12 protein-coding genes, 1 rRNA gene and 1 pseudogene are annotated in these 20339 nt (G+C 73.8%); 8 read left to right on the top strand and 6 right to left on the bottom strand.

Going from position 1 to position 20339, the window contains the following annotated elements; translation table 11 throughout:
* Positions 1-7: 7 nt before the first annotated feature.
* A complete protein-coding gene (locus tag ABZ956_RS28360; RefSeq protein ID WP_361899596.1) occupies positions 8-4726 on the top strand; it encodes a hypothetical protein in 4719 nt (1572 codons plus the stop codon).
* Positions 4727-4775: 49 nt separating this feature from the next.
* On the opposite strand, the pseudogene ABZ956_RS28355 reads toward ABZ956_RS28360, so the two are convergent.
* Positions 4776-5111, bottom strand: a pseudogene (locus ABZ956_RS28355) (hypothetical protein); the annotation flags it as partial.
* Between the two features lie 217 nt (positions 5112-5328).
* Here ABZ956_RS28355 and ABZ956_RS28350 point away from each other — a divergent pair.
* The 4 genes from ABZ956_RS28350 (at position 5329) to ABZ956_RS28335 (ending at position 9283) form a co-directional block, all read left to right on the top strand.
* Positions 5329-7644, top strand: a complete 2316-nt coding sequence (locus ABZ956_RS28350; protein WP_361899593.1) for a nitrate- and nitrite sensing domain-containing protein — start codon at positions 5329-5331, stop codon at positions 7642-7644.
* A complete protein-coding gene (locus ABZ956_RS28345; protein WP_361899590.1) occupies positions 7641-8102 on the top strand; it encodes a roadblock/LC7 domain-containing protein in 462 nt (153 codons plus the stop codon). Before ABZ956_RS28350 ends, ABZ956_RS28345 begins: the two co-directional genes overlap by 4 nt.
* A gap of 8 nt (positions 8103-8110) precedes the next feature.
* A complete protein-coding gene (locus tag ABZ956_RS28340) occupies positions 8111-8524 on the top strand; it encodes a DUF742 domain-containing protein (RefSeq protein WP_361899587.1) in 414 nt (137 codons plus the stop codon).
* Between the two features lie 150 nt (positions 8525-8674).
* A complete protein-coding gene (locus tag ABZ956_RS28335) occupies positions 8675-9283 on the top strand; it encodes an ATP/GTP-binding protein (protein ID WP_361899584.1) in 609 nt (202 codons plus the stop codon).
* A 33-nt stretch (positions 9284-9316) separates the two neighbouring features.
* Here the strand turns inward: ABZ956_RS28335 and glpK are convergent, their stop codons facing one another.
* The 3 genes from glpK to ABZ956_RS28320 form a co-directional block, all read right to left on the bottom strand.
* Complete coding sequence (gene glpK, locus ABZ956_RS28330) at positions 9317-10825, bottom strand: glycerol kinase GlpK (protein WP_361899581.1); 1509 nt, start codon at positions 10823-10825, stop codon at positions 9317-9319.
* A 103-nt stretch (positions 10826-10928) separates the two neighbouring features.
* Positions 10929-11726 (bottom strand): M15 family metallopeptidase, encoded by a 798-nt coding sequence (locus ABZ956_RS28325; protein WP_361899578.1) that lies wholly within the window; start codon positions 11724-11726, stop codon positions 10929-10931.
* A gap of 51 nt (positions 11727-11777) precedes the next feature.
* Entirely contained in the window at positions 11778-14138 is a 2361-nt protein-coding gene (locus ABZ956_RS28320) for a glycoside hydrolase family 31 protein (protein ID WP_361899715.1), read from the bottom strand.
* 207 nt (positions 14139-14345) lie between these two features.
* On the opposite strand from ABZ956_RS28320, the gene ABZ956_RS28315 reads away from it, so the two are divergent.
* Together ABZ956_RS28315 and ABZ956_RS28310 are read left to right on the top strand one after the other, a co-directional pair.
* On the top strand, positions 14346-16364 hold the full coding sequence (locus tag ABZ956_RS28315; protein WP_361899575.1) for an acetoacetate--CoA ligase: 2019 nt from the start codon (positions 14346-14348) through the stop codon (positions 16362-16364).
* Between the two features lie 88 nt (positions 16365-16452).
* Positions 16453-17343, top strand: a complete 891-nt coding sequence (locus ABZ956_RS28310; protein WP_361899573.1) for a hypothetical protein — start codon at positions 16453-16455, stop codon at positions 17341-17343.
* Between the two features lie 94 nt (positions 17344-17437).
* Here ABZ956_RS28310 and ptsP read toward each other — a convergent pair whose 3' ends face one another.
* Both ptsP and ABZ956_RS28300 read right to left on the bottom strand, forming a co-directional pair.
* A complete protein-coding gene (ptsP, locus tag ABZ956_RS28305; RefSeq protein ID WP_361899570.1) occupies positions 17438-19108 on the bottom strand; it encodes a phosphoenolpyruvate--protein phosphotransferase in 1671 nt (556 codons plus the stop codon).
* A gap of 95 nt (positions 19109-19203) precedes the next feature.
* The gene (locus tag ABZ956_RS28300) at positions 19204-19653 is read right to left on the bottom strand and encodes a PTS glucose transporter subunit IIA (RefSeq protein WP_071964746.1); all 450 of its coding nucleotides are present in this window, start codon (positions 19651-19653) and stop codon (positions 19204-19206) included.
* A 611-nt stretch (positions 19654-20264) separates the two neighbouring features.
* Here ABZ956_RS28300 and ABZ956_RS28295 point away from each other — a divergent pair.
* Positions 20265-20339, top strand: a 16S ribosomal RNA gene (locus ABZ956_RS28295); the annotation flags it as partial.

Below are 20339 nucleotides of genomic sequence, written 5' to 3'. Positions count from 1 at the left end.
GTCCGCCATGTACGAGCTGTCCCGGGTCCGCCTCTACTCCATCGGGCCCGCCGGTGCGCGCTACGCCGACACCGTGCTGGACCTGCGCGGGGTGGGCGCCCCGGTGCCCTCTCCCGCGCCCACGCAGGCGGAGTTCTTCGAGGACGAGCCCACGGGCCCGCCGCGCCGCCCCGCGCCGGCCGGCGTGCTCTTCCTGGAGAACGGCGGCGGCAAGTCCGTCCTCCTCAAGCTGATCTTCTCGGTGATGCTGCCGGGCCACCGCAACACCCTGGGCGGCGCCAGCTCCGGCGTGCTGCGCAAGTTCCTCCTCGCCGACGACTGCGGCCACGTCGCCCTGGAGTGGCAGCACGTCCTGACCGGCGAGTCCATCGTCGTCGGCAAGGTCAGCGAGTGGCGCGGCCGCCAGGTCTCCAACGACCCCCGCAAGTTCGCCGAGGCCTGGTACTCCTTCCGCCCCGGCCCCGGCCTGAGCCTGGACTCGCTGCCCGTCGCCGAGTCCACCGCGATGCGCCCGGCCGCCGACGGCGCCTCCGGCGCCCGGGGACGGCGCCGCACCATGAAGGGGTTCCGGGACGTCCTGACCGAGGCCGGCAAGACCTACCCCAACCTGGACGTGGTGTGGGAGGAGATCCACGAGCGCTGGAACGAACACCTGGGCGAGCTCGGCCTGGACCCCGAACTCTTCCGCTACCAGCGCGAGATGAACGCCGACGAGGGCGAGGCCGCCGGCCTCTTCGCCGTCAAGAACGACTCCGACTTCACCGACCTGCTGCTGCGCGCGGTCACCGACACCCGCGACACCGACGGCCTCGCCGACCTCGTGCACGGCTTCGCCCACAAGCTGGGCCGCCGGGCCGAGCTGACCGCCGAGCGGGACTTCACCGCCGGCTCCCTCGACCTGCTCTCCCGCATCGCCGAGGCCGCCGTGCAGCGCGAGGCGGCCCGAGGCGTGCACGCCACGGCCGAGCGCCGCACCCGCGTCCTGACCCGCCGCCTGTCCGCACGCGGCGCCCAGGAGCGCGGCCGCGCCGTGGAACTGGCCGGCCAGGTCGAGGCCGCCGCCGACGCCGTCACCGCGGCCGAGACCGAGCGCGGCCGCCGCTCACTGATCGCCGCCGAACTCGCCTACCGCCACGCCTCCCTGGCCCTGGCCGCCGCCGAGAAGGCCGCCGCCGCCCAGCGCCGCGAGCTCAACGACGCCCGCACCCTGCACTCCGCCTGGCAGGCCGCCGAGACCGTGCTGCGCCACCGCGCCGCCGCCGACCGCTCCGCGCGCGTCGCCGCCGCCATCCACGAGGCCGAGCGCGACGCCGCCCCGGCCCTCGCCGCCCGCTCCCGGGCCGCCGCCGAGCTCGTACGCGCCCTCAACGCCGCCGCGGAGGAGGGCGAGCGCCTGGCCAACGAACACGAGGAACGCTCCGCCGTCCTGCAGGAGACCGGCGAGGCCGCGCACCGCGACGCCACCGCCGCCGCCACCGAGGCGCAGCGCGCCCGCAGCGAGTCCGGCCACCTCCGCCAGCGCCTGGTCGAGGTCGAGCAGGAGACCGCCGAAGCGGTGCGCGCCGGCTGGCTGGACGACAGCGCCCCCGACGCCGACCCCGCCCGCGCCGCGCTCGCCGCCAGCGACGCCGAGAAGCCGGCCGTCGCCGCCTACGACAGCGCCCGCGACGCCGCGCGCCAGGCCGCCGAGCGCGCCCGGGAGACGGCCGCCGCCGAGACCCGCGCCGAGCTGGCCGCCGCCCGCGCCGCCGACGCCGCCACGGCCGCCGAGTCGGCGTACGACGCCGAGCGCCGCGCCGCCGAGGCGATCGGCGCGGACCGTCGCCTGGTCGAACTGCTCGGGCTGCCGGAGGCGCCGGCCGCCGGCCAGCTGCCGGGCCAGCGCACCGCCGGCCAGGACGAGCCGGCAGGCAGCGGCTACCCCGGCGCCGTGTGGGCGGCGGCGACCGCCGCCCGGACCGGCCGCCCGGGCACCGGCCCGCTGACCGCCGAGGAGCTCGACCGCAACGCCGACGCCCTGCGCGAGCTGCTCGACGAGAGCGTCGCCGGTGCCGAGCGCAAGCTGTTCGACCTGCGCACCGCGGCCGCCGACGACTCCCGCATCCTGGGCGCCCTCGGCGACGGCGGGCTGCTGCCCCCCAGCCCCGACGTGCTCGCCGCCGTTGAGTACCTCGGCGAGCACGGCATCCCCGCCCTGCCCGGCTGGCGCTACCTGGCCCAGGCCGTCGACCCCGCCCGGCACGCCGCCGTCCTCGCCACCCGCCCCGAGCTCGTCGACGGCGTCGTCATCACCGACGCCGACTCCCACGCCCGCGCCCGCGAGGTGCTCGCCGCGGCCTCGCTGCTGCCGCGCTCGGCCGTCGCCGTCGGCACGGCCGCGGCCCTCCTCGCCCCCGCCCCGGACGCCGGAGCGGCGGACTCGGGCGTCTTCCTCGTCCCCCCGAACCCCGCCATGCACGACGAGCGCGCCGCCGACGAGGAGCGGCACGCCCTGCGCGAGCGCGCCACGGCCCGGGACGAGGAGATCCGCGTCGTGGCCGCCCGCCTCGCCGGCGACCGCACGCTCGCCGCCCGCCTGGCGTCCTGGCGGGCCGGCTGCCCGGCCGGCCGCCTCGCCGAGCTGGCCGCGGAGGCCGGGCGCGCCCGCACCGCCGCCGACACCGCCGAGCGCGAGCTGGCCGCACTGCGCACGGCCCGCGCCGAGGCCGAGGAGGCCGCCGCCGAGACGGCCCGGGTCCGCGACGAGCGCCAGGAAGCCGCCCAGCGCGCCCGCCGGGTCGCCGACGCGCTCGCCGGCCTCGCCTACCGGCTGCGCGAGCGCGCCAACTGGCAGAGCCGGCTGCGGGAGCTGGCCGAGGAGGCAGCCGAGGCCGAGGAGCAGGCGGCGGTCTGCGTGGACCGGGCCCGCGCCGCCGACGAGGACCGCCGCGCCGCCCAGCGCGCCGCCGACGACGCCCGCCGCACGGCCCGCGCCCTGCGCGCCGAGCGCGCCGAGATCGCCGGCGCCCCGGACACCCATGAAGCGGCGCACGAGGGCACCGAGCCGCCCGCCGCGTCCCTGCCCGCCCTGCGCGAGGCCTACCGCGCCGCCTCCCAGCTCTACGAGAAGGTCGGCGTCGGCGCCGACCTGCGCGCCGAGCAGGCCCGCGCCGAGAGCGACGAGAGCGCCGCCCGCGCCGAGCTCGACCGCCTCACCAACAAGGTCCGCACCCGCGCCGCCCAGCTCCTGGAGGGCACCGACGGTGCCGACGGGCCCTCCCGCCAGGCCGCGGCCGCCCGCGCCGAGGCGCTCGTCCAGATGCTGGAGACCCGCGCCTCCACCGCCAGCGAGCAGCTGGGCCGGCTGCGCGGCGAGGCCGAGCGCCTGGCCCCCGCCGACGGCGACGCCCACACCGAGCTCCCCGACGAGCTGGTGCCCGCCGACGCCGACCGGGCCAAGGAGCTGCTGCGCACCGCCACCTCCGAGCTCGCCGCCCGCACGGACGCCCTCGACGCCGCCCGCCGCGCCCACGCCGACCTGGTGCGCGCCCACCGCGCCGCCGAGGACGCGGCCACCGGCTTCGACGACACCGCCGCACTCCTGCGCGACCTGATGCGCGACAACTCCCCCGAGGAGGAGGCCGAGCAGCCCGAGCCGTACGCCGGGACGCTCGAGGAGGCCCGGCAGACGGCCGCCGAGGCCCGGCGCTCCCTGCGCGGCTGCGCGGGCGACCTCTCGGCCGCCGAGGCGGCCGTCCGCGAGGCCGGCGACGTCCTCGTCCGGCACGCCAACTCCACCCGCTACGAGCAGGTGCGCACCCCCGCCCGCCAGCAGATCCGCGAACTGCCCGCCGCCGCCCTGCCGGAGCACGCCGCCGCCTGGGCCGAGGCCTTCGCCCCCCGGCTGCGCGTGCTGACCGACGAGCTGGAACAGCTCGAGCGCAACCGCGACAGCATCGTCGACCGGCTGCGCGGCCTGGTGGAGTCCTCGCTGACCACCCTGCGCTCCGCGCAGCGCCTGTCCCGGCTGCCCGAGGGCCTGGGGGAGTGGTCCGGCCAGGAGTTCCTGCGCATCCGCTTCGAGGACCCCGACCAGTCCACCCTCACCGAGCGCCTGGGCGAGGTCATCGACGAGGCGACCCGCTCCGCCGTCAAGAAGAACTCCGACCTGCGCCGCGACGGCATGTCCCTGCTGCTGCGCGGCGTGCACGCCGCGCTGCTGCCGCGCGGCGTGGCCGTGGAGATCCTCAAGCCCGACGCGGTGCTGCGCGCCGAGCGGGTCCCGGTCCGGCAGATGGGCGACGTCTTCTCCGGCGGCCAGCTGCTGACCGCCGCCATCGCCCTGTACTGCACCATGGCGGCGCTGCGCAGCAACGACCGCGGCCGCGACAAGCAGCGGCACGCGGGCACGCTGTTCCTGGACAACCCCATCGGCCGCGCCAATGCCACGTACCTGCTGGAGCTCCAGCGGGCCGTCGCCGACGCGCTGGGCGTACAGCTGCTCTACACCACCGGCCTGTTCGACACCACGGCGCTGGCGGAGTTCCCGCTGGTCATCCGGTTGCGCAACGACGCGGACCTGCGGGCGGGGCTGAAGTACATCAGCGTCGAGGAGCACCTGCGGCCGGGCCTGCCGCAGCCGCAGGACCCCGGTGCCGAGAAGGTGCACGGCGAGATCACGGCCACGCGGATGTTCCGCCGCCCCGTGGAGGAGGAGAGCTCCGAGCCGGTCCCGGCCGGACGCTGAGGCCCCCGCCCGCACCGCCCCGGCGCACCGCGCGTCAGGGGAAGTGCGGGCGGCGTACCCGCCGCACCGGGCGCGCCGTGCTGCTCGGCACGGACACCACGCCGTGCCGTTGCAGCCACACCTGCCGGGTCACATACACGTCGAGCACCCCCCACGTCGCGGCCACCGTGCAGGCCACCGCGATCAGTACCGCGGGAAAGGCGAACCAGGAACCGGCCAGCGCCAGCAGTATCGCGACCACGGTCTGGACCAGCGTGACCGCGACGATGAGGAACGCCCGCACCGCGGACGTCCGGACCGGATCGGGCATCCGCGGCCTCCTGGCCGGCTCCTCGACCCACAACGGCCTGCGGGCGTACGACGGGATGTCGTGGTCGTGGTCCATGGCGGCTCACCTCCCCCAGTGGCTGCCCCGGGCTCCGTCTCCCTAGGAGAAGAGCGCACAATGACCCCCAAAGGTTCCCCCGGAGAGGGGGAATCCGGCCAGACCCCCATCCGTCGGCCGTACTGGTCTTCGAGGCGCGTACCCCGCAGTAGTAGGCTCACGCCGCATTACTGTCGTAACACCATCCCCGTGCGCCGGGGTTGACGGAGGGGAGGCCATGCGCCTGCGCGGGAAGTCGATCCGCCGGAAGATCGTGGCGCTGCTGCTGGTGCCGTTGGTGTCCCTGACCGGCCTCTGGGTCTTCGCCACCGTCATCACCGGCAACGAGGCCGTCCGCCTGCTGTCCGTCGCCGACATCATGCGCAAGGTCGGCTACCCCGCCGACGACATGGTCCGGTCGCTGCAGCAGGAACGCCGCCAGACGCTGGTCTACCTCGCCGACCCCCGGCGCTCCGACGCCCTGGCCCAGCTGCGCGAGCGGCAGCGCGTCACCGACCACACGGTCGCCGACTTCCGCGCCCGGTTCCACGACGGCGTGCGCGACGAGGTCGCCACCGAGGCGGCGAATCGTTTCCACGCCATCGAGAAGAGCCTCGACGGCATCGAGGGCCTGCGCCGCAAGGTCGAGGACAACACCCTCACCCGCTACACCGCGCTCCAGGCCTACAACGAACTCGTCGAGCCCTACTACGACTTCCTCGGCAGCCTCAGCGCCCTCCAGGACGCCGGCATGGACCGCCAGGGCCGCGCCCTGGTCGGCATCGCCCGCGCCCGCGAGGCCCTCGCCCGCGAGGACGCGCTGCTCGCCGCCGCCCTCGCCGCCGGCAGCATGAGCAGACAGGACCTGCGGTCCTTCTCCGACCGCGTCGCCGAGCGCAAAGTGCTCTACAGCACCCACCTGGCCGCCCTGCCCGAAACCGAGCAGAAGATCTTCGACGACTACTGGCGCGGAGCCCACGCCCAGGCGCTGCGCTCCGCCGAGGACACCGTCATCCTCGCCGGCGCCGCCCGGGCCGTCCACGTCACCGACGCCCAGCGCTGGCATGCCGCCTCCGGCCCCGTCCTGGACGACCTCGGCCGGATGGGCGTCGACTCCGCCCAGCGCTTCGGCGACCGCGTACGGCCCGTCGCCATCGGCGTCCTGATCAAGGCCGCCATCGCGGGCGTCCTCGGCCTCGCCGCCCTCGTCTGCTCGCTCGTCATCTCCCTGCGCGTCGGCCGCGGCCTCGTCAAGGACCTGGGCCGGCTGCGCAAGGAGGCGCACGAGATCTCGGGCGTCCGGCTGCCCGCCGTGATGCGCCGCCTCGCCGCCGGCGATCGGGTCGACGTCGAGGCCGAGGCCCCCCGCCGCGTCCACGGCTCCGACGAGTTCGGCCAGGTCGCCCAGGCGCTCGACACCCTCCAGCGCGCCGCCGTCGAGGCCGCCGTCAAACAGGCCGACATGCGCCGCGGGGTCTCCGACGTCTTCGTCAACCTCGCCCGCCGCAGCCAGGTACTGCTGCACCGCCAGCTGACCCTCCTGGACACCATGGAGCGGCGCACCGAGGACACCGACGAACTCGCCGACCTCTTCCGCCTCGACCACCTCACCACCCGCATGCGTCGCCACGCGGAGGGCCTGGTCATCCTCTCCGGCGCCGCCCCCTCCCGGCAGTGGCGCAAACCCATCCAGCTGATGGACGTCGTGCGCGCCGCGGTCGGCGAGGTCGAGGCGTACGAGCGCATCGAGGTGCGCCGGCTGCCGCGCCTGGCCCTCAACGGCCCCGCCGTCGCCGACCTCACCCACCTCCTCGCGGAACTGCTCGAGAACGCCACCGTCTTCTCACCGCCGCACACCGCGGTCCAGGTCCTCGGCGAACGGGTCTCCAACGGCTTCACCCTGGAGATCCACGACCGCGGCCTGGGCCTGACCCCCGACGCGATGCTCGAAGCCAACCTGCGCCTCGCCGAGACCCCCGAGTTCGAGCTCTCCGACACCGACCGCCTCGGCCTCTTCGTGGTCAGCCGGCTCGCCCAGCGCCAGGGCATCCGCGTCAGCCTGCAGACCTCCCCGTACGGCGGCACCACGGCCGTCGTGCTCATCCCCTCCACGCTGCTCACCGACACGCTGCCGCTCGGCGGCGCCCGGCGCACCGAGGACACCGGCGGGCAGCCGCTCGTCCGCAAGCGGCTCGCCCCCGCCCCCGACGCGGAGCCCATGCTCCGCCCGCCCGACGGCGGTCCGGCGGAGCAGCACCACCAGGCCCCCGACGGACCCGATGCCGACCGGACCCCGACCGGCGGCCTTCCCCGGCGCGTCCGCCAGGCCAGCCTCGTGCCGCAGCTGAAGGAGGCCCCGGCCGCCCGCGCCCGCCCCGAGCCGGACCCCGCCGACGCCGACCGCGACGCCGAGGAGGTACGGGCCCGCATGGCCGCCCTGCAGCGCGGCTGGGAACGCGGGCGGGAGCACAATGACGGGCCGGGGCGTTCAGGGACTACGAACCCACCGAGCACCACCGCACCAGGAACGACAATTGAGGGGGACGGTCGATGACCGCACCGAAGGCCGCCGTACGCAACGCCCGGCCGCAGACGGACCCGGCCGGGCAGACCACCGGCACCGGCGAGCTCAGCTGGCTCCTCGACGAACTCGTCGAGCGCGTCAGCAGCATCAGCAAGGCACTCGTGCTCTCCAGCGACGGCCTGGCCACCGGCAGCTCCAAGGGGCTCACCCGCGAGGACGCGGAGCACCTGGCAGCCGTCGCCTCCGGCTTCCACAGCCTCGCCAAGGGCGTGGGCCGGCACTTCGCGGCGGGCAAGGTCCGCCAGACCATGGTCGAACTGGACGAGGCGTTCTTGTTCGTCACCGCCGCCGGCGACGGCAGCTGTCTGGCCGTCCTCGCCGACGCCGACTCCGACATCGGCCAGGTCGCCTATGAGATGACGCTGCTCGTCAAGCGGGTGGGCACGCACCTGGCCACCGCTCCGCGCGCCGGCGTCGCCGACGAGTGACCGGCGGCATGACCGGAGACCCCGCGCAGGAGGCCCGCTGGTACGACGACGCGGCGGGCCCCGTGGTCCGTCCGTACGCCATGACCCGCGGCCGCACCCGGGGCCCGGCCGAGGAGCGGCTCGACCTGATCGCGCTCGTCGTCGCCGAGGACTTCCTGGTGGCCCACCCCGGCGGGGTCCACGCCATCGCCGACCGGACCTTCTCCCCGGAACACCTCGACATCGCCGAGCTCGCCGTGGAGGAACCCCGCTCCATCGCGGAACTGGCCGCCGGTCTCGACCTCCCGGTCGGCGTGGTCCGCGTCCTCGTCGGCGACCTGATCGACGCCGGCTACGTCCGGGCCTCACGCCCGGTCCCGCCGGCGGAGCTGCCCGACGCCGGCATCCTGCGCGAGGTCATCGCGGGCCTGCGGGCCCTGTGACCGGCCGGCCCGGGCCGGTCCCGGACCCGCCCGGGCCGGCCGGTCCGGGGGCGGGACCGGACGGGGGTTGTCGAGGCGGTGGTCCTTACGGAACGATCACTACCACGGGGGAGCGCGATGCCGCACTGACCCTGAATCGGAGGAATTTCCATGGTGTTCGGGCGCTCTGACCGCCGGATACGGACCTCGGTCACGCCGATGGCCCTCAAGCTCCTGGTCGCCGGAGGCTTCGGCGTGGGCAAGACCACCCTGGTCGGAGCCATCAGCGAGATCAAGCCGCTGCGCACCGAGGAACTGCTGACCGAGGCGGGCCGCCCCGTCGACGACACCTCCGGCGTCGAGGCCAAGACCACCACCACCGTCGCCATGGACTTCGGCCGCATCACCCTGCGCGAGGACCTCGTCCTCTACCTCTTCGGCACCCCCGGCCAGGACCGCTTCTGGTTCCTGTGGGACGAACTGGCGCAGGGCGCGCTCGGCGCGGTCGTGCTGGCCGACACCCGGCGCCTGGAGGACTGCTTCGCCGCCGTCGACTACTTCGAGCGGCGCGGCATCGCCTTCACCCTCGCCGTCAACTGCTTCGACGGCGCGGTGCGCTACCCCGAGGAAGCCGTCCGCGACGCCCTCGACCTCGACCCCCAGGTCCCCGTCATCATGTGCGACGCCCGCGAGCGCGAATCCGTCAAGCACGTCCTGGTCTCCGTCGTCGAGCACGCGCTCACCACCGGCATCACCGACCGCCGGACCGCCGCCGTCTGACGAACGCTCCAGCCGTCTGACGACGCGCCGCGTCTAAACGTCTTCTTCGAGCCAGCCGAGCGTGCGCTCCACCGCCTTGCGCCACTGGCGGTACTCGCGCTCCCGCTCCGCCCCGGCCATCCGCGGCTCCCAGCGCGCGTCCCGCCGCCAGTGCGACCGCAGCTCGTCCAGGTCCCGCCACACGCCCGTGGCCAGCCCGGCGGCGTAGGCCGCCCCCAGCGACGTCGTCTCGGCCACCACCGGACGGATCACCGGAACCCCCAGCACATCGGCCTGGTGCTGCATCAGCAGGCCGTTGACGGTCATGCCGCCGTCCACCTTCAGCTCGGTGATCCGCACCCCCGAGTCCCCGGCCATCGCGTCCACCACCTCGCGCGTCTGCCAGGCCGTCGCCTCCAGCACCGCCCGCGCCAGATGCGCCTTGGTGACGTAACGCGTCAGCCCCGCGATCACACCACGGGCGTCGGAGCGCCAGTGCGGCGCGTACAGCCCCGAAAAGGCCGGCACGACATACGCGCCCCCGTTGTCGGGAACGCTCGCCGCCAGCGCCTCGATCTCGTCCGCCGAACGGATCAGCCCCAGCTGGTCGCGGACCCACTGCACCAGCGAGCCCGTGACCGCGATCGACCCCTCCAGGCAGTACACCGGCTCCTGGCCGCCCAGCCGGTACCCCACCGTCGTCAGCAGCCCGCTCCTGGACGGTACGGGCCGGGTCCCGGTGTTCAGCAGCAGGAAACTTCCGGTGCCGTAGGTGTTCTTGGCCTCGCCCACCCCGTAGCACGTCTGCCCGAAGACCGCCGCCTGCTGGTCGCCGAGCGCGGCCGCCACCGGCACCCCCGCCAGCCGGCCGGTGGCGATCCCGTACACCTCCGACGACGAGCGGATCCGCGGCAGCACCGCCTCGGGGACGCGCATCGCGGAGAGGATCGCCGGGTCCCACCGGAGGGTCTCCAGGTCCATCAGCAGGGTGCGGGAGGCGTTGGTGACGTCCGTGACGTGCACGCCCCCCTCCGTACCGCCCGTCAGATTCCAGATCAGCCACGAGTCGACCGTCCCGAAGGCGATCTCCCCGTTCTCCGCCCGCCGGCGCAGCCCCGGCACCTCCTCCAGCAGCCAGGCGCACTTCGGGCCGGAGAAATAACTGGCCAGCGGCAGCCCCGTCGCCCGGCGGAACCGGTCCTGCCCCTGTGCGCCGCCCAGCTCACGACAGAGCGCCGCGGTACGGGTGTCCTGCCAGACGACGGCGTTGTGCACCGGCTTGCCGGTGGCACGGTCCCACAGCACCGTCGTCTCACGCTGATTGGTGATGCCCACCGCGCTCAGCTCGTCCGCCCGCAGCCCCGCCCGGGACAGCGCACCGGCCACCACCGCCTGCACCTTCGCCCAGATCTCGCTCGCGTCGTGCTCCACCCAGCCGGGCCTGGGAAAGAGCTGCCGGTGCTCACGCTGGTCGACGGCGACGACCGCCCCGTCCCGGTCGAAGATCATGCAACGGCTCGAGGTGGTGCCCTGATCGATCGCGGCGACGTACGAGCCCGTCATGGCGTCTCCCCAGTCGTCAAACCAGTCGCGAGGACCGCGCCGGAGGCCGCCGCGGCAACCGGCAGTGTTCTGCGGCCCCGTGGGAGCGTCAAGGGCCGTCGCGTCAGCGCACGGGGAAGTCGAAATACGTCGACGGATACGGCTCGTCCCGCAGCGTGTAATGCCACCACTCCTGCGGGAGATTGCCGAAACCCGCCCGCTCCATGGCCGACTTCAGCAGCAGCCGGTTCGCCCGCTGCCTGCCCCGCACCCGCGGATCGAGGGTGTGGGAGAGCGTGTCGAAACAGTCGAAGCCGGTGCCCATGTCGACGGAGTCGTCGGGAAACCGCACCGCCCGCGGCGCGAAGCACGGCACCAGCGGCTCACCGGGCACGTACGGACGCGTGGGCCGGACCGGCAGCCGCACCACCGTCACATCCAGCGTGCTGCCCCTGCTGTGACCCGACTTCGCCGCGATATAGCCGTCCTCGAACAGCCGCGACTTCTCCACGCGCGGGTAGAACTCCGCCTTCATCCGCACGTCCCCCAGATCCTTCGCCCACGCCACGAAGTCGTCCACCGCCCGCTGCGGCCGGTAGCAGTCATAGACCTTGAGCGTGTACCCCTCCCGCAGCAGCCCACGCTGCGCCCGGGACAGCGCCTCGGCGGCCGGGCGCGTGAGCAGGCAGCGGGGCCGCTCGTAGCCGTCGACGCGATGGCCCGTGAAGTTGTGCGCACCGGCGTACCGCATCTCCTGCACGATCGTGGGGTCCACCTCCGCCAGAGCGACGAAGCCCGGCGGCCTGTGCCCCTCCGGACCCCTTTGCGTGACCGGAGCGGCCACGGCGGGAACGGACGCGGCGGCGACGGGCAGAACGAGCGCCGCCACCGCGGCGCGCAGGACGACGGAGAGTCTCGGCATGACCCCCTCACCTACCAGCCGCCGCCGCCCCACGGAAGGGGGTGCGCCCCCTCAGCCACGCATCCGCACCGGGTACGCCACCTCCGGCGCCCCCTCCTGCTCCACCGTCACCACCCCGTTCCGCGAACGGGTCGTCAAGCGCACCACCTCCGGCCGCTCCCACCCGTCACCCGCGTCCGTGATGAGCACCCCGCCCCCCGTACGCCCCGCGGCCGGCGGCCACACCTCCAGCTCCACCGCCCCGTCCGCACCCGCCACCGGCACCACCGAACCCGCCCGCGCCAGCACCGGAACGCGCGAGAGCGGAGCGTCCAGCAGCACCTGCCCCGGCCCTTCGTGCGCCCGCCCCGTCGCCGTGTCGTACCACCGCCCCCGCGGCAACCGCACCGCCCGCCGGTCCGCACCCGCCTCCAGCACCGGCGCCACCAGCAGCGAATCGCCCAGCAGGAACGCGTCCTCGCAGTCCCGCAGCGCCCGGTCCTCCGGCGAGCGCCACCACACCGGCCGCACATAAGGCGCCCCCGTCCGCTGCGCCAGGTGCGCCAGCGTCACGAAGTACGGCAACAGCCGTGTCCGCTCCCGCAGCGCCGCCGCCGTGCACTCCAGCACCTCGGCCCCGAACTCCCACGGCTCCCGCCGCCCCGCCGTGATCGCCGCGTGCGTACGGAACAGCGGCATGTACGCCCCCAGCTGGAACCACCGCACGAACAGATCCGGCGACGGAAACCCCGTGAACCCGCCGACGTCCGGCCCCGAATACGGCACCCCGCACAACCCCAGCCCCAGCACCAGCGCCAACGACGCCCGCAGCCCCGGCCAGCCCGTCGCCACATCCCCCGACCACGTGCCGCCGTAGCGCTGCATGCCCGCCCAGCCCGACCGCGAGAAGAGGAACGGCCGCTCCTGCGGCCGCAGCGCGCACAGCCCCTCATAGGCCGCACGCGCCATCCCCAGCCCGTACACGTTGTGCGCCTCGCGGTGATCACCACCGCGCCCCTCCAGCGCGTGCCGGGCCGAGCGCGGCAGCGACGGATCACCGAACGCCGCGAACGACACCGGCTCGTTCATGTCGTGCCACACCCCGGAGAAGCCCTGCACCAGCCGCTCCGCGTACAGCTTGCCCCACCACGCCCGCACCGCCGGATCGGTGAAGTCGGGGAAGACCGACTCCCCCGGCCACACCTCCCCCCGCACCTCCTCGCCCCGGGCATCCCGCACGAACGCCCCCACCTCCCGCCCGCTCTCGTACACCTCCAGCCCCGGCTCCACCTTCACCGCCGGATCCACGATCGACACCAGCCGCACGCCCTCCCGGCGCAGATCGGCCGCCAGCCCCGGCAGATCCGGGAACCGCTGCCGGTCCACCGTGAACACCCGGTGCCCCCGGTAGTGGTCGATGTCCAGATGCACCGCCGACAGCGGCAGCCCCCGCTCCCGGTAACCGGCCACCACCCGCCGCACCTCGCGCTCACTGCCGAACCCCCACCGGGCGTGCTGATACCCCAGCGCCCACGCCGGCGGCAGCGCGGCCCTGCCCGTCAGCGCCGCCCAGCCGTGCAGCACCCGCGCCGGCGTGCCCACCATCACCCAGTAGCGCAGCGGACCGCCCTCCATCCGCATCTCACAGCGCCCCGGCCGGTCGTGCCCCGACCCCGCCCCCTCCTCGCCCTCCCACAACGTCACCCGGCCGTCCCAGGTGTTGTCGTGGAACATCAGATGCGTACCCGCGTCCGCCACCACCAGCTGCACCGGCATCGTGATGTACAGCGGATCGTCCCCCGGCTCGAAAGCACCCCCCGGATCGGTGTTCCACAGCCGGTACACCCCGTCCCGCAACCGCGGCCCCGCCGCCCGCCCGCCCAGCCCGAAGAACCGGGCGTCCGCCGCCACCTCCGAGCGCTGCACCCAGCGCGCACCGCCCGCCGTCCCCGCCACCGGCTCCCACCAGCGCGGCGGCAGATCACGGCGCAGCATCACCCCGCCCGGCGTCCGCACCTCCACCGCCCCGTGCCGGGACACCACCACCAGCACCCGCTCGGACACCACCCGCCAGCCACCGTCGGTGTCCGGCTCCAGCACCGTCCGCTCGTCCACCTCCGGCACCGGCCCCGCCAGCGCGTACGACGGCTGCGGCCCGGCCCCGTCCCACCCGCAGAACACCGCGCCGCCCGCCGCCACCCGCACCCGCAGCGACGACCGCGCGAACCGCACCACCCCGCCCCCCGGCTCCGGATCCGCACCCTCCGCCACCCCCGGCACCCGCGCCCGCTGCGCCCCCGGCCGCGGCAGCCCGTCGGCGTCCACCCGGCGCCGCCGCCACGCCGAGCGCACGGACCGCAGGCCCTGTGCGCTCCCCACCGTCCGCAACGAGGCCATCCACTTCACCGTTCGCACAAGGTCACCCGCGTCCATGTCGCTCACCCTGCCACCGTCCCCCTCCGCCTCGCGCACCGTTCGACCGGCGTTCACCCCAGCAGGGCGTGCCCCTCACATGGCGGTGTGACACCACCCCTGGTGCGGGAGTCGATCACATGGCATCGTCCTGGTCAGCCGTGTCACGCGCCCATCCCGCCGTGCGCACGGCGCCGCCCACGACGCGTACCGCCCGGGAGCAGCCAGATGACCACCGCACCGCAGCCCGCCGACCCGCCGCAGCCCCTGTGGAGCCCGGGCGAGGACCGCATCGCCCGCGCCCAGGTCACCCGCTTCCACCACCAGGTGGCCGACCGGCACGGCGCCCCCGCGCCCGTCCCCGGCGACCCCGTCGCGAGCTACGCGGCCCTGCACCGCTGGTCGGTGGAGAACCCCGAACAGTTCTGGCAGGCCCTCACCGAGTGGTGCGACGTCCGCTTCTCCAGCCCCTACGAGCGCGTCCTCGCCGACCCCTCCATGCCCGGCGCCCGCTGGTTCCCCGGCGCCACCCTCAACTACGCCGAGCACGCCCTGCGCGCCGCCCAGGACCCCGCCAGAGCCGCCGAACCCGCCCTGCTGCACGTCGACGAGACCCACGAACCCCGCCCCGTCACCTGGGCCGAGCTCCGCGGCCAGGTCGGCGCCCTGGCCGCCGAGCTCCGCCGCATCGGCGTACGCCCCGGCGACCGCGTCAGCGGCTACCTGCCCAACATCCCCCAAGCCGTCGTCGCCCTCCTGGCCACCGCCGCCGTCGGCGGCGTCTGGACCTCCTGCGCCCCCGACTTCGGCGCCCGCAGCGTCCTGGACCGCTTCCAACAGGTCGAACCCGTCGTCCTGTTCACCGTCGACGGCTACCACTACGGCGGCAAGCGGCACGAGCGCACCGACGTCGTCGCCGAGCTGCGCGCCGAACTGCCCACCCTGCGCGCCGTCGTCCACATCCCCCTGCTCGGCACGCCGGCCCCCGAAGGCGCCCTGGAATGGGACGCGCTGGTCTCGGCCGGCACCGAACCGGTCTTCGAGCAGGTCCCCTTCGACCACCCCCTGTGGGTCCTCTACTCCTCGGGCACCACCGGCCTGCCCAAGGCCATCGTCCAGTCCCAGGGCGGCATCCTCGTCGAACACCTCAAGCAGCTCGCCCTCCACTGCGACCTCGGCCCCGGCGACCGCTTCTTCTGGTACACCTCCACCGGCTGGATGATGTGGAACTTCCTCGTCTCCGGCCTCCTGGTGGGCTCCACCGTCGTCCTGTACGACGGCAGCCCCGGCCACCCCGACACCGCCGCCCAGTGGCGCATCGCCGAGCGCACCGGCGCCACGCTCTTCGGCACCTCCGCCGCCTACGTCATGGCCTGCCGCAAGGCCGGCGTCCACCCCGGCCGTGACTTCGACCTCTCCCGCGTCCAGTGCGTCGCCACCACGGGCTCGCCACTGCCGCCGGACGGCTTCCGCTGGATCCACGACGAGTTCCACACAGAGGGCGCCGAGGACATGTGGATCGCCTCCGTCAGCGGCGGCACGGACGTCTGCAGCTGCTTCGCCGGCGCCGTACCCACCCTGCCGGTGTACATCGGCGAGCTCCAGGCCCCCTGCCTGGCCACCGACCTCCAGGCCTGGGACGCCCACGGCAAACCCGTCATCGACGAGGTCGGCGAGCTCGTCGTCACCGCGCCCCTGCCGTCGATGCCGATCCGCTTCTGGAACGACCCGGACGGCAGCCGCTACCACGACAGCTACTTCGAGATGTTCCCGGGCGTATGGCGGCACGGAGACTGGATCACCCTCACCTCCCGCGGCACCGTCGTCATCCACGGCCGCTCCGACTCCACCCTCAACCGGCAGGGCGTCCGCATGGGCTCCGCCGACATCTACGAGGCCGTCGAACGCCTCCCCGAGATCCGCGAATCCCTCGTCATCGGCGTCGAACAACCCGACGGCGGCTACTGGATGCCCCTCTTCGTCCACCTCGCCCCGGACACCACGCTCGACAAGGACCTTCTCGACCGCATCAAGCGCACCATCCGCGAACAACTCTCCCCACGCCACGTCCCCGACGAGGTCATCGAGGTCCCGGGCATCCCGCACACCCTCACCGGCAAGCGCATCGAGGTCCCCGTCAAACGCCTCCTCCAGGGCACCCCGCTGGAAAAGGCCGTCAACGTCGGATCCGTCGACAACCCCGGACTCCTCGCCTTCTACGAACGCCTGGGCCGCGAACGCCGCTGAGCGGCCGGCCGCCGCCGGCCGGCCGACTGTCAGTGCCCCCGGTTACTGTGAGTGAGCATCGATCACTCGCGCTGAGGGGGAGAAGCACATGGCGCACACCGACAACGACCGGCACCGGCCGACCGCGCGCCGCCGGCTGCGCAACGAGACACCCAGCACCGTGGCCGTCCTCGCCGACGAGCGGGACTTCGCCGCCATGCGGCGCTACGGCAGCTTCCACTTCGACGACCACGACACCTACCTACGGCACATGGAAGGACACCTCCGCGCCCTCGCCGCCCAGGGCACGTACACCAGCGTCGCCCTGTTCGACCCCGTCGACTACGAGGAGTACTGCACCGACCTGCACCTCGACCCCGACACCGCGCTCAGCCGCACCCGCTACACCGCCGAGGTCGCCGCAGCCGGAACCAAGATCACGTACGACGGACAGCCCGTCGCCCGCCTGCTGCCCCGCCTCATCGACGAGGCCGAACGCCAGGCCACCTGGGAGTACGCCTCCGCCCTGCTGGCCACCGGCGGCGACTGCGCCTCGTGCGGCGAGGACATCGGCCGGGCCGCCTTCGCCCGCGCCTCCCGGGCGCTGCGCCGGATCGTCGAGGCAGTGGGGGAGGGCCGGCACCACCTCGTCTGCAGCGTCCAGGCCGAAGGGGGCACGCCCCTCGTCGCCGTACTCCACGCCGAGTGCGACGACGGCCGACTGCAACTGGGCGAGGCGGCGGCCCTCGTCTTCTGCACCGTCCTGGCGGCCGGCCTCGCCACGGACCGCCCGGGCGGCGTCGTCCTGCGCACCACACTGCCCGACCGGCCGGACACCGTGCGCGGATGGGGACTGAAGGACGGCACCCTGCGCCCCCTGACCGAGGCCGAAGTCTTCGCCGCCTACTGCACCGACGCACAGACCGGCGAACCCGTACCACCCGAGCCCGGCGTCGAATACAGCGCCGGCATCGCCCTCGGCACGGAGGAGGACGACTGAAAGAAGGGGTGTCCCGCCGACCGGCGGGACACCCCTCCACTTCTTCACCTCACGCGCACTTCACGCGTGGTCACTTCACGCGTGCGGCCCGGGCTCACTCGCCGGACAGCACCGCCTGCGCGGCCAGACGGGCCTCCTCGGCCGAGTCCGTGGCACGAGCGGCAGCGGCCGCACGCTCGCACTGGGCCAGCGTGTGCTTGGCCAGCGTCGCCCGGACATAAGGAATGGAGGCAGCGCCCATGGACAGGCTCGTCACACCCAGACCGGCCAGCACACAGGCCAGCAGCGGGTCCGACGCGGCCTCGCCGCACACACCGCAGCTCTTGCCCTCCGCCTTGGCGGCCTCGGCCGACATCGCGATCAGGTCCAGCAGCGCGGGCTGCCACGGGTCCTGCAGACGCGAGACCGCACCCACCTGACGGTCGGCCGCGAACGTGTACTGCGCCAGGTCGTTCGTCCCCAGCGACAGGAACTCGACCTCCTGCAGGATCGAACGCGCCCGCAGCGCGGCGGAGGGAATCTCCACCATCGCACCGAACTTCGCCTGCAGCCCGGCCTCACGGCACGCGTCCGCGAACGCCTTCGCGTCGGTCCGGTCCGCCACCATCGGAGCCATGACCTCGAGGTACACCGGCAGCCCCTGGGCCGCCTTGGCCAGCGCGGTCAGCTGCGTGCGCAGCACCTCCGGGTGGTCCAGCAGCGTGCGCAGACCACGCACGCCCAGCGCCGGGTTGGGCTCGTCGGCCGGCGTCAGGAAGTCCAGCGGCTTGTCCGCGCCCGCGTCCAGCACCCGCACGACCACACGGCCCTCGGGGAACGCCTCCAGCACCTTGCGGTACGCCTCGACCTGCTTGGCCTCCGACGGCGCCTTCGCGCTGTCGTCCAGGAAGAGGAACTCGGTACGGAACAGGCCCACGCCTTCCGCACCCGCCTCGACCGCGGCCGGCACGTCCGCCGGACCGCCGACGTTCGCCAGCAGCGGCACCTTGTGCCCGTCGGACGTCGCACCCGGACCCGACGACGCGGACAGCGCGGCCTTGCGCTCCTCCGCGGCCTTCGTCAGCTCCGCACGCTTCTCCGGGCTCGGGTCGACGAAGATGTCGCCCGTGCTGCCGTCCACGGCCACCACCGTGCCCTCGGCAAGCTCCCCGGCGCCCGGCAGCGCCACGACGGCCGGAACTCCCAGCGCCCGCGCCAGAATGGCGCTGTGGCTGGTCGGCCCGCCCTCCTCGGTCACGAAGCCCAGCACCAGTGTCGGGTCGAGCAGCGCCGTGTCGGCGGGCGCCAGGTCCCGCGCGATGAGCACATACGGCTCGTCGCTGTCCGGCACGCCCGGCATCGGCACGCCCAGCAGGCGCGCGACGATGCGGTTGCGCACGTCGTCGAGGTCGGCCACGCGGCCCGCCAGGTACTCGCCCGCGTTGGCGAGCAGCGCGCGGTAGGCGGCGAAGGCGTCGTACACCGCGCGCTCGGCGGTGCTGCCGACGGTGATGCGCCGTTCGACGTCGGCCATCAGCTCCGGGTCCTGCGCCATCATGGCCTGGGCCTCGAGCACGTGCTGGGCCTCGCCACCGGCCAGGTTGCCGCGCGCGATGAGGTCGGCGGCGACGGCCTCGACGGCCTGGCGCGCACGCCCCTGCTCGCGCGGCGCCTCGTCCGCCGGAATCTGCTTGGCCGGCGGCTCGAGAACCGCCGTACCCATGTGCCGCACCTCGCCGATCGCCACACCGTGGCTCACGCCGACGCCTCGCAGCGTTGTCTCCATTTCACCCGTCTCCGGTTGGATGCGGCGGTCACGTCCGCCGCGGTGGATGTCGTACTGCCGTCGTCCGGACGGCTCAGGTCACCGCAGGTGAAACGTCACTGCCAGGTGAAGAGGGTGTCGCCGGCCTTGAGGTCGCCCTCTTCGCGGACGTCCGCCAGCGCGTCGGCCGTGGCCTCGAGCGCGACGATCGGGCAGATCGGCGACTTGCCGGCCTCTTCGACGGCGACGGGGTTCCAGCGCACGACTTCCTGCCCGCGCGTCACGGTGTCGCCCTTGTTGACGAGCAGCTCGAAGCCCTCGCCGTTGAGCTGGACGGTGTCGATGCCGAGGTGCGTCAGCACACCGTGGCCCTCGCCGTCGACGACGACGAACGCGTGGGGGTGCAGCGAGACGATGACGCCGTCGACGGGCGAGACCGCGGCAGCGGGCTCACGCACGGGGTCAATGGCGGTACCGGGTCCCACCATCGCGCCGGAGAAGACCGGATCGGGCACTGCCGCGAGTCCGATGGCGCGTCCGGCGATCGGGGACGTCACGGTGGTCATGGGAAGCCTCCCAGAGGTGGAGATTCATCACGCGCCGTCACTGCCTGTCCTGGACGGCGCACTGGTCGGAAGCCTAAGTCATAGGAACTGAGGATTCCGCACGAGCGTGCGCGCGGGGCCGCATGTGCGCTGCGTAATCGATTTGCCTCGGGTGGGCCAGGGCTGTACTGTCAGATTCCTGCCCACGACCGAGGCCCGCAGTCAACTGCTGGCGAGGCGGAGGGCGGCACTCCATCGGATGAGATCCAATTCCCGGATCCGCTTCGGTATGCCTGCGTGCTTTTGCATGCGGAAAACGAGCGGTAAGGGGGCCGGAAAAGTCCTGATAGAGTGGTGGAACACCGAAGGGAAGCGCCCGGAGGAAAGCCCGAGAGGGTGAGTACAAAGGAAGCGTCCGTTCCTTGAGAACTCAACAGCGTGCCAAAAGTCAACGCCAGACTATAAAATACCCCGTCCCTGGTCCGTGAGGATCGGGACGCGGTTCCTTTGAAAGTCCTGCCTGGCCCCTTGGGGGCGGGTAGGCAACACACAGCGAGGACGCTGTGAATGACCGGGCTTATTCCGCCTGGTTGTTCCGCTCTCGTGGTGTTCGACCGGATTACCGGTAAACATTCACGGAGAGTTTGATCCTGGCTCAGGACGAACGCTGGCGGCGTGCTTAACACATGCAAGTCGAACGATGAAGC

Source organism: Streptomyces sp. NPDC046261, assembly GCF_040646235.1.
Taxonomy (GTDB): domain Bacteria; phylum Actinomycetota; class Actinomycetes; order Streptomycetales; family Streptomycetaceae; genus Streptomyces.
This window is presented reverse-complemented; position numbering and strand designations above follow the sequence as displayed.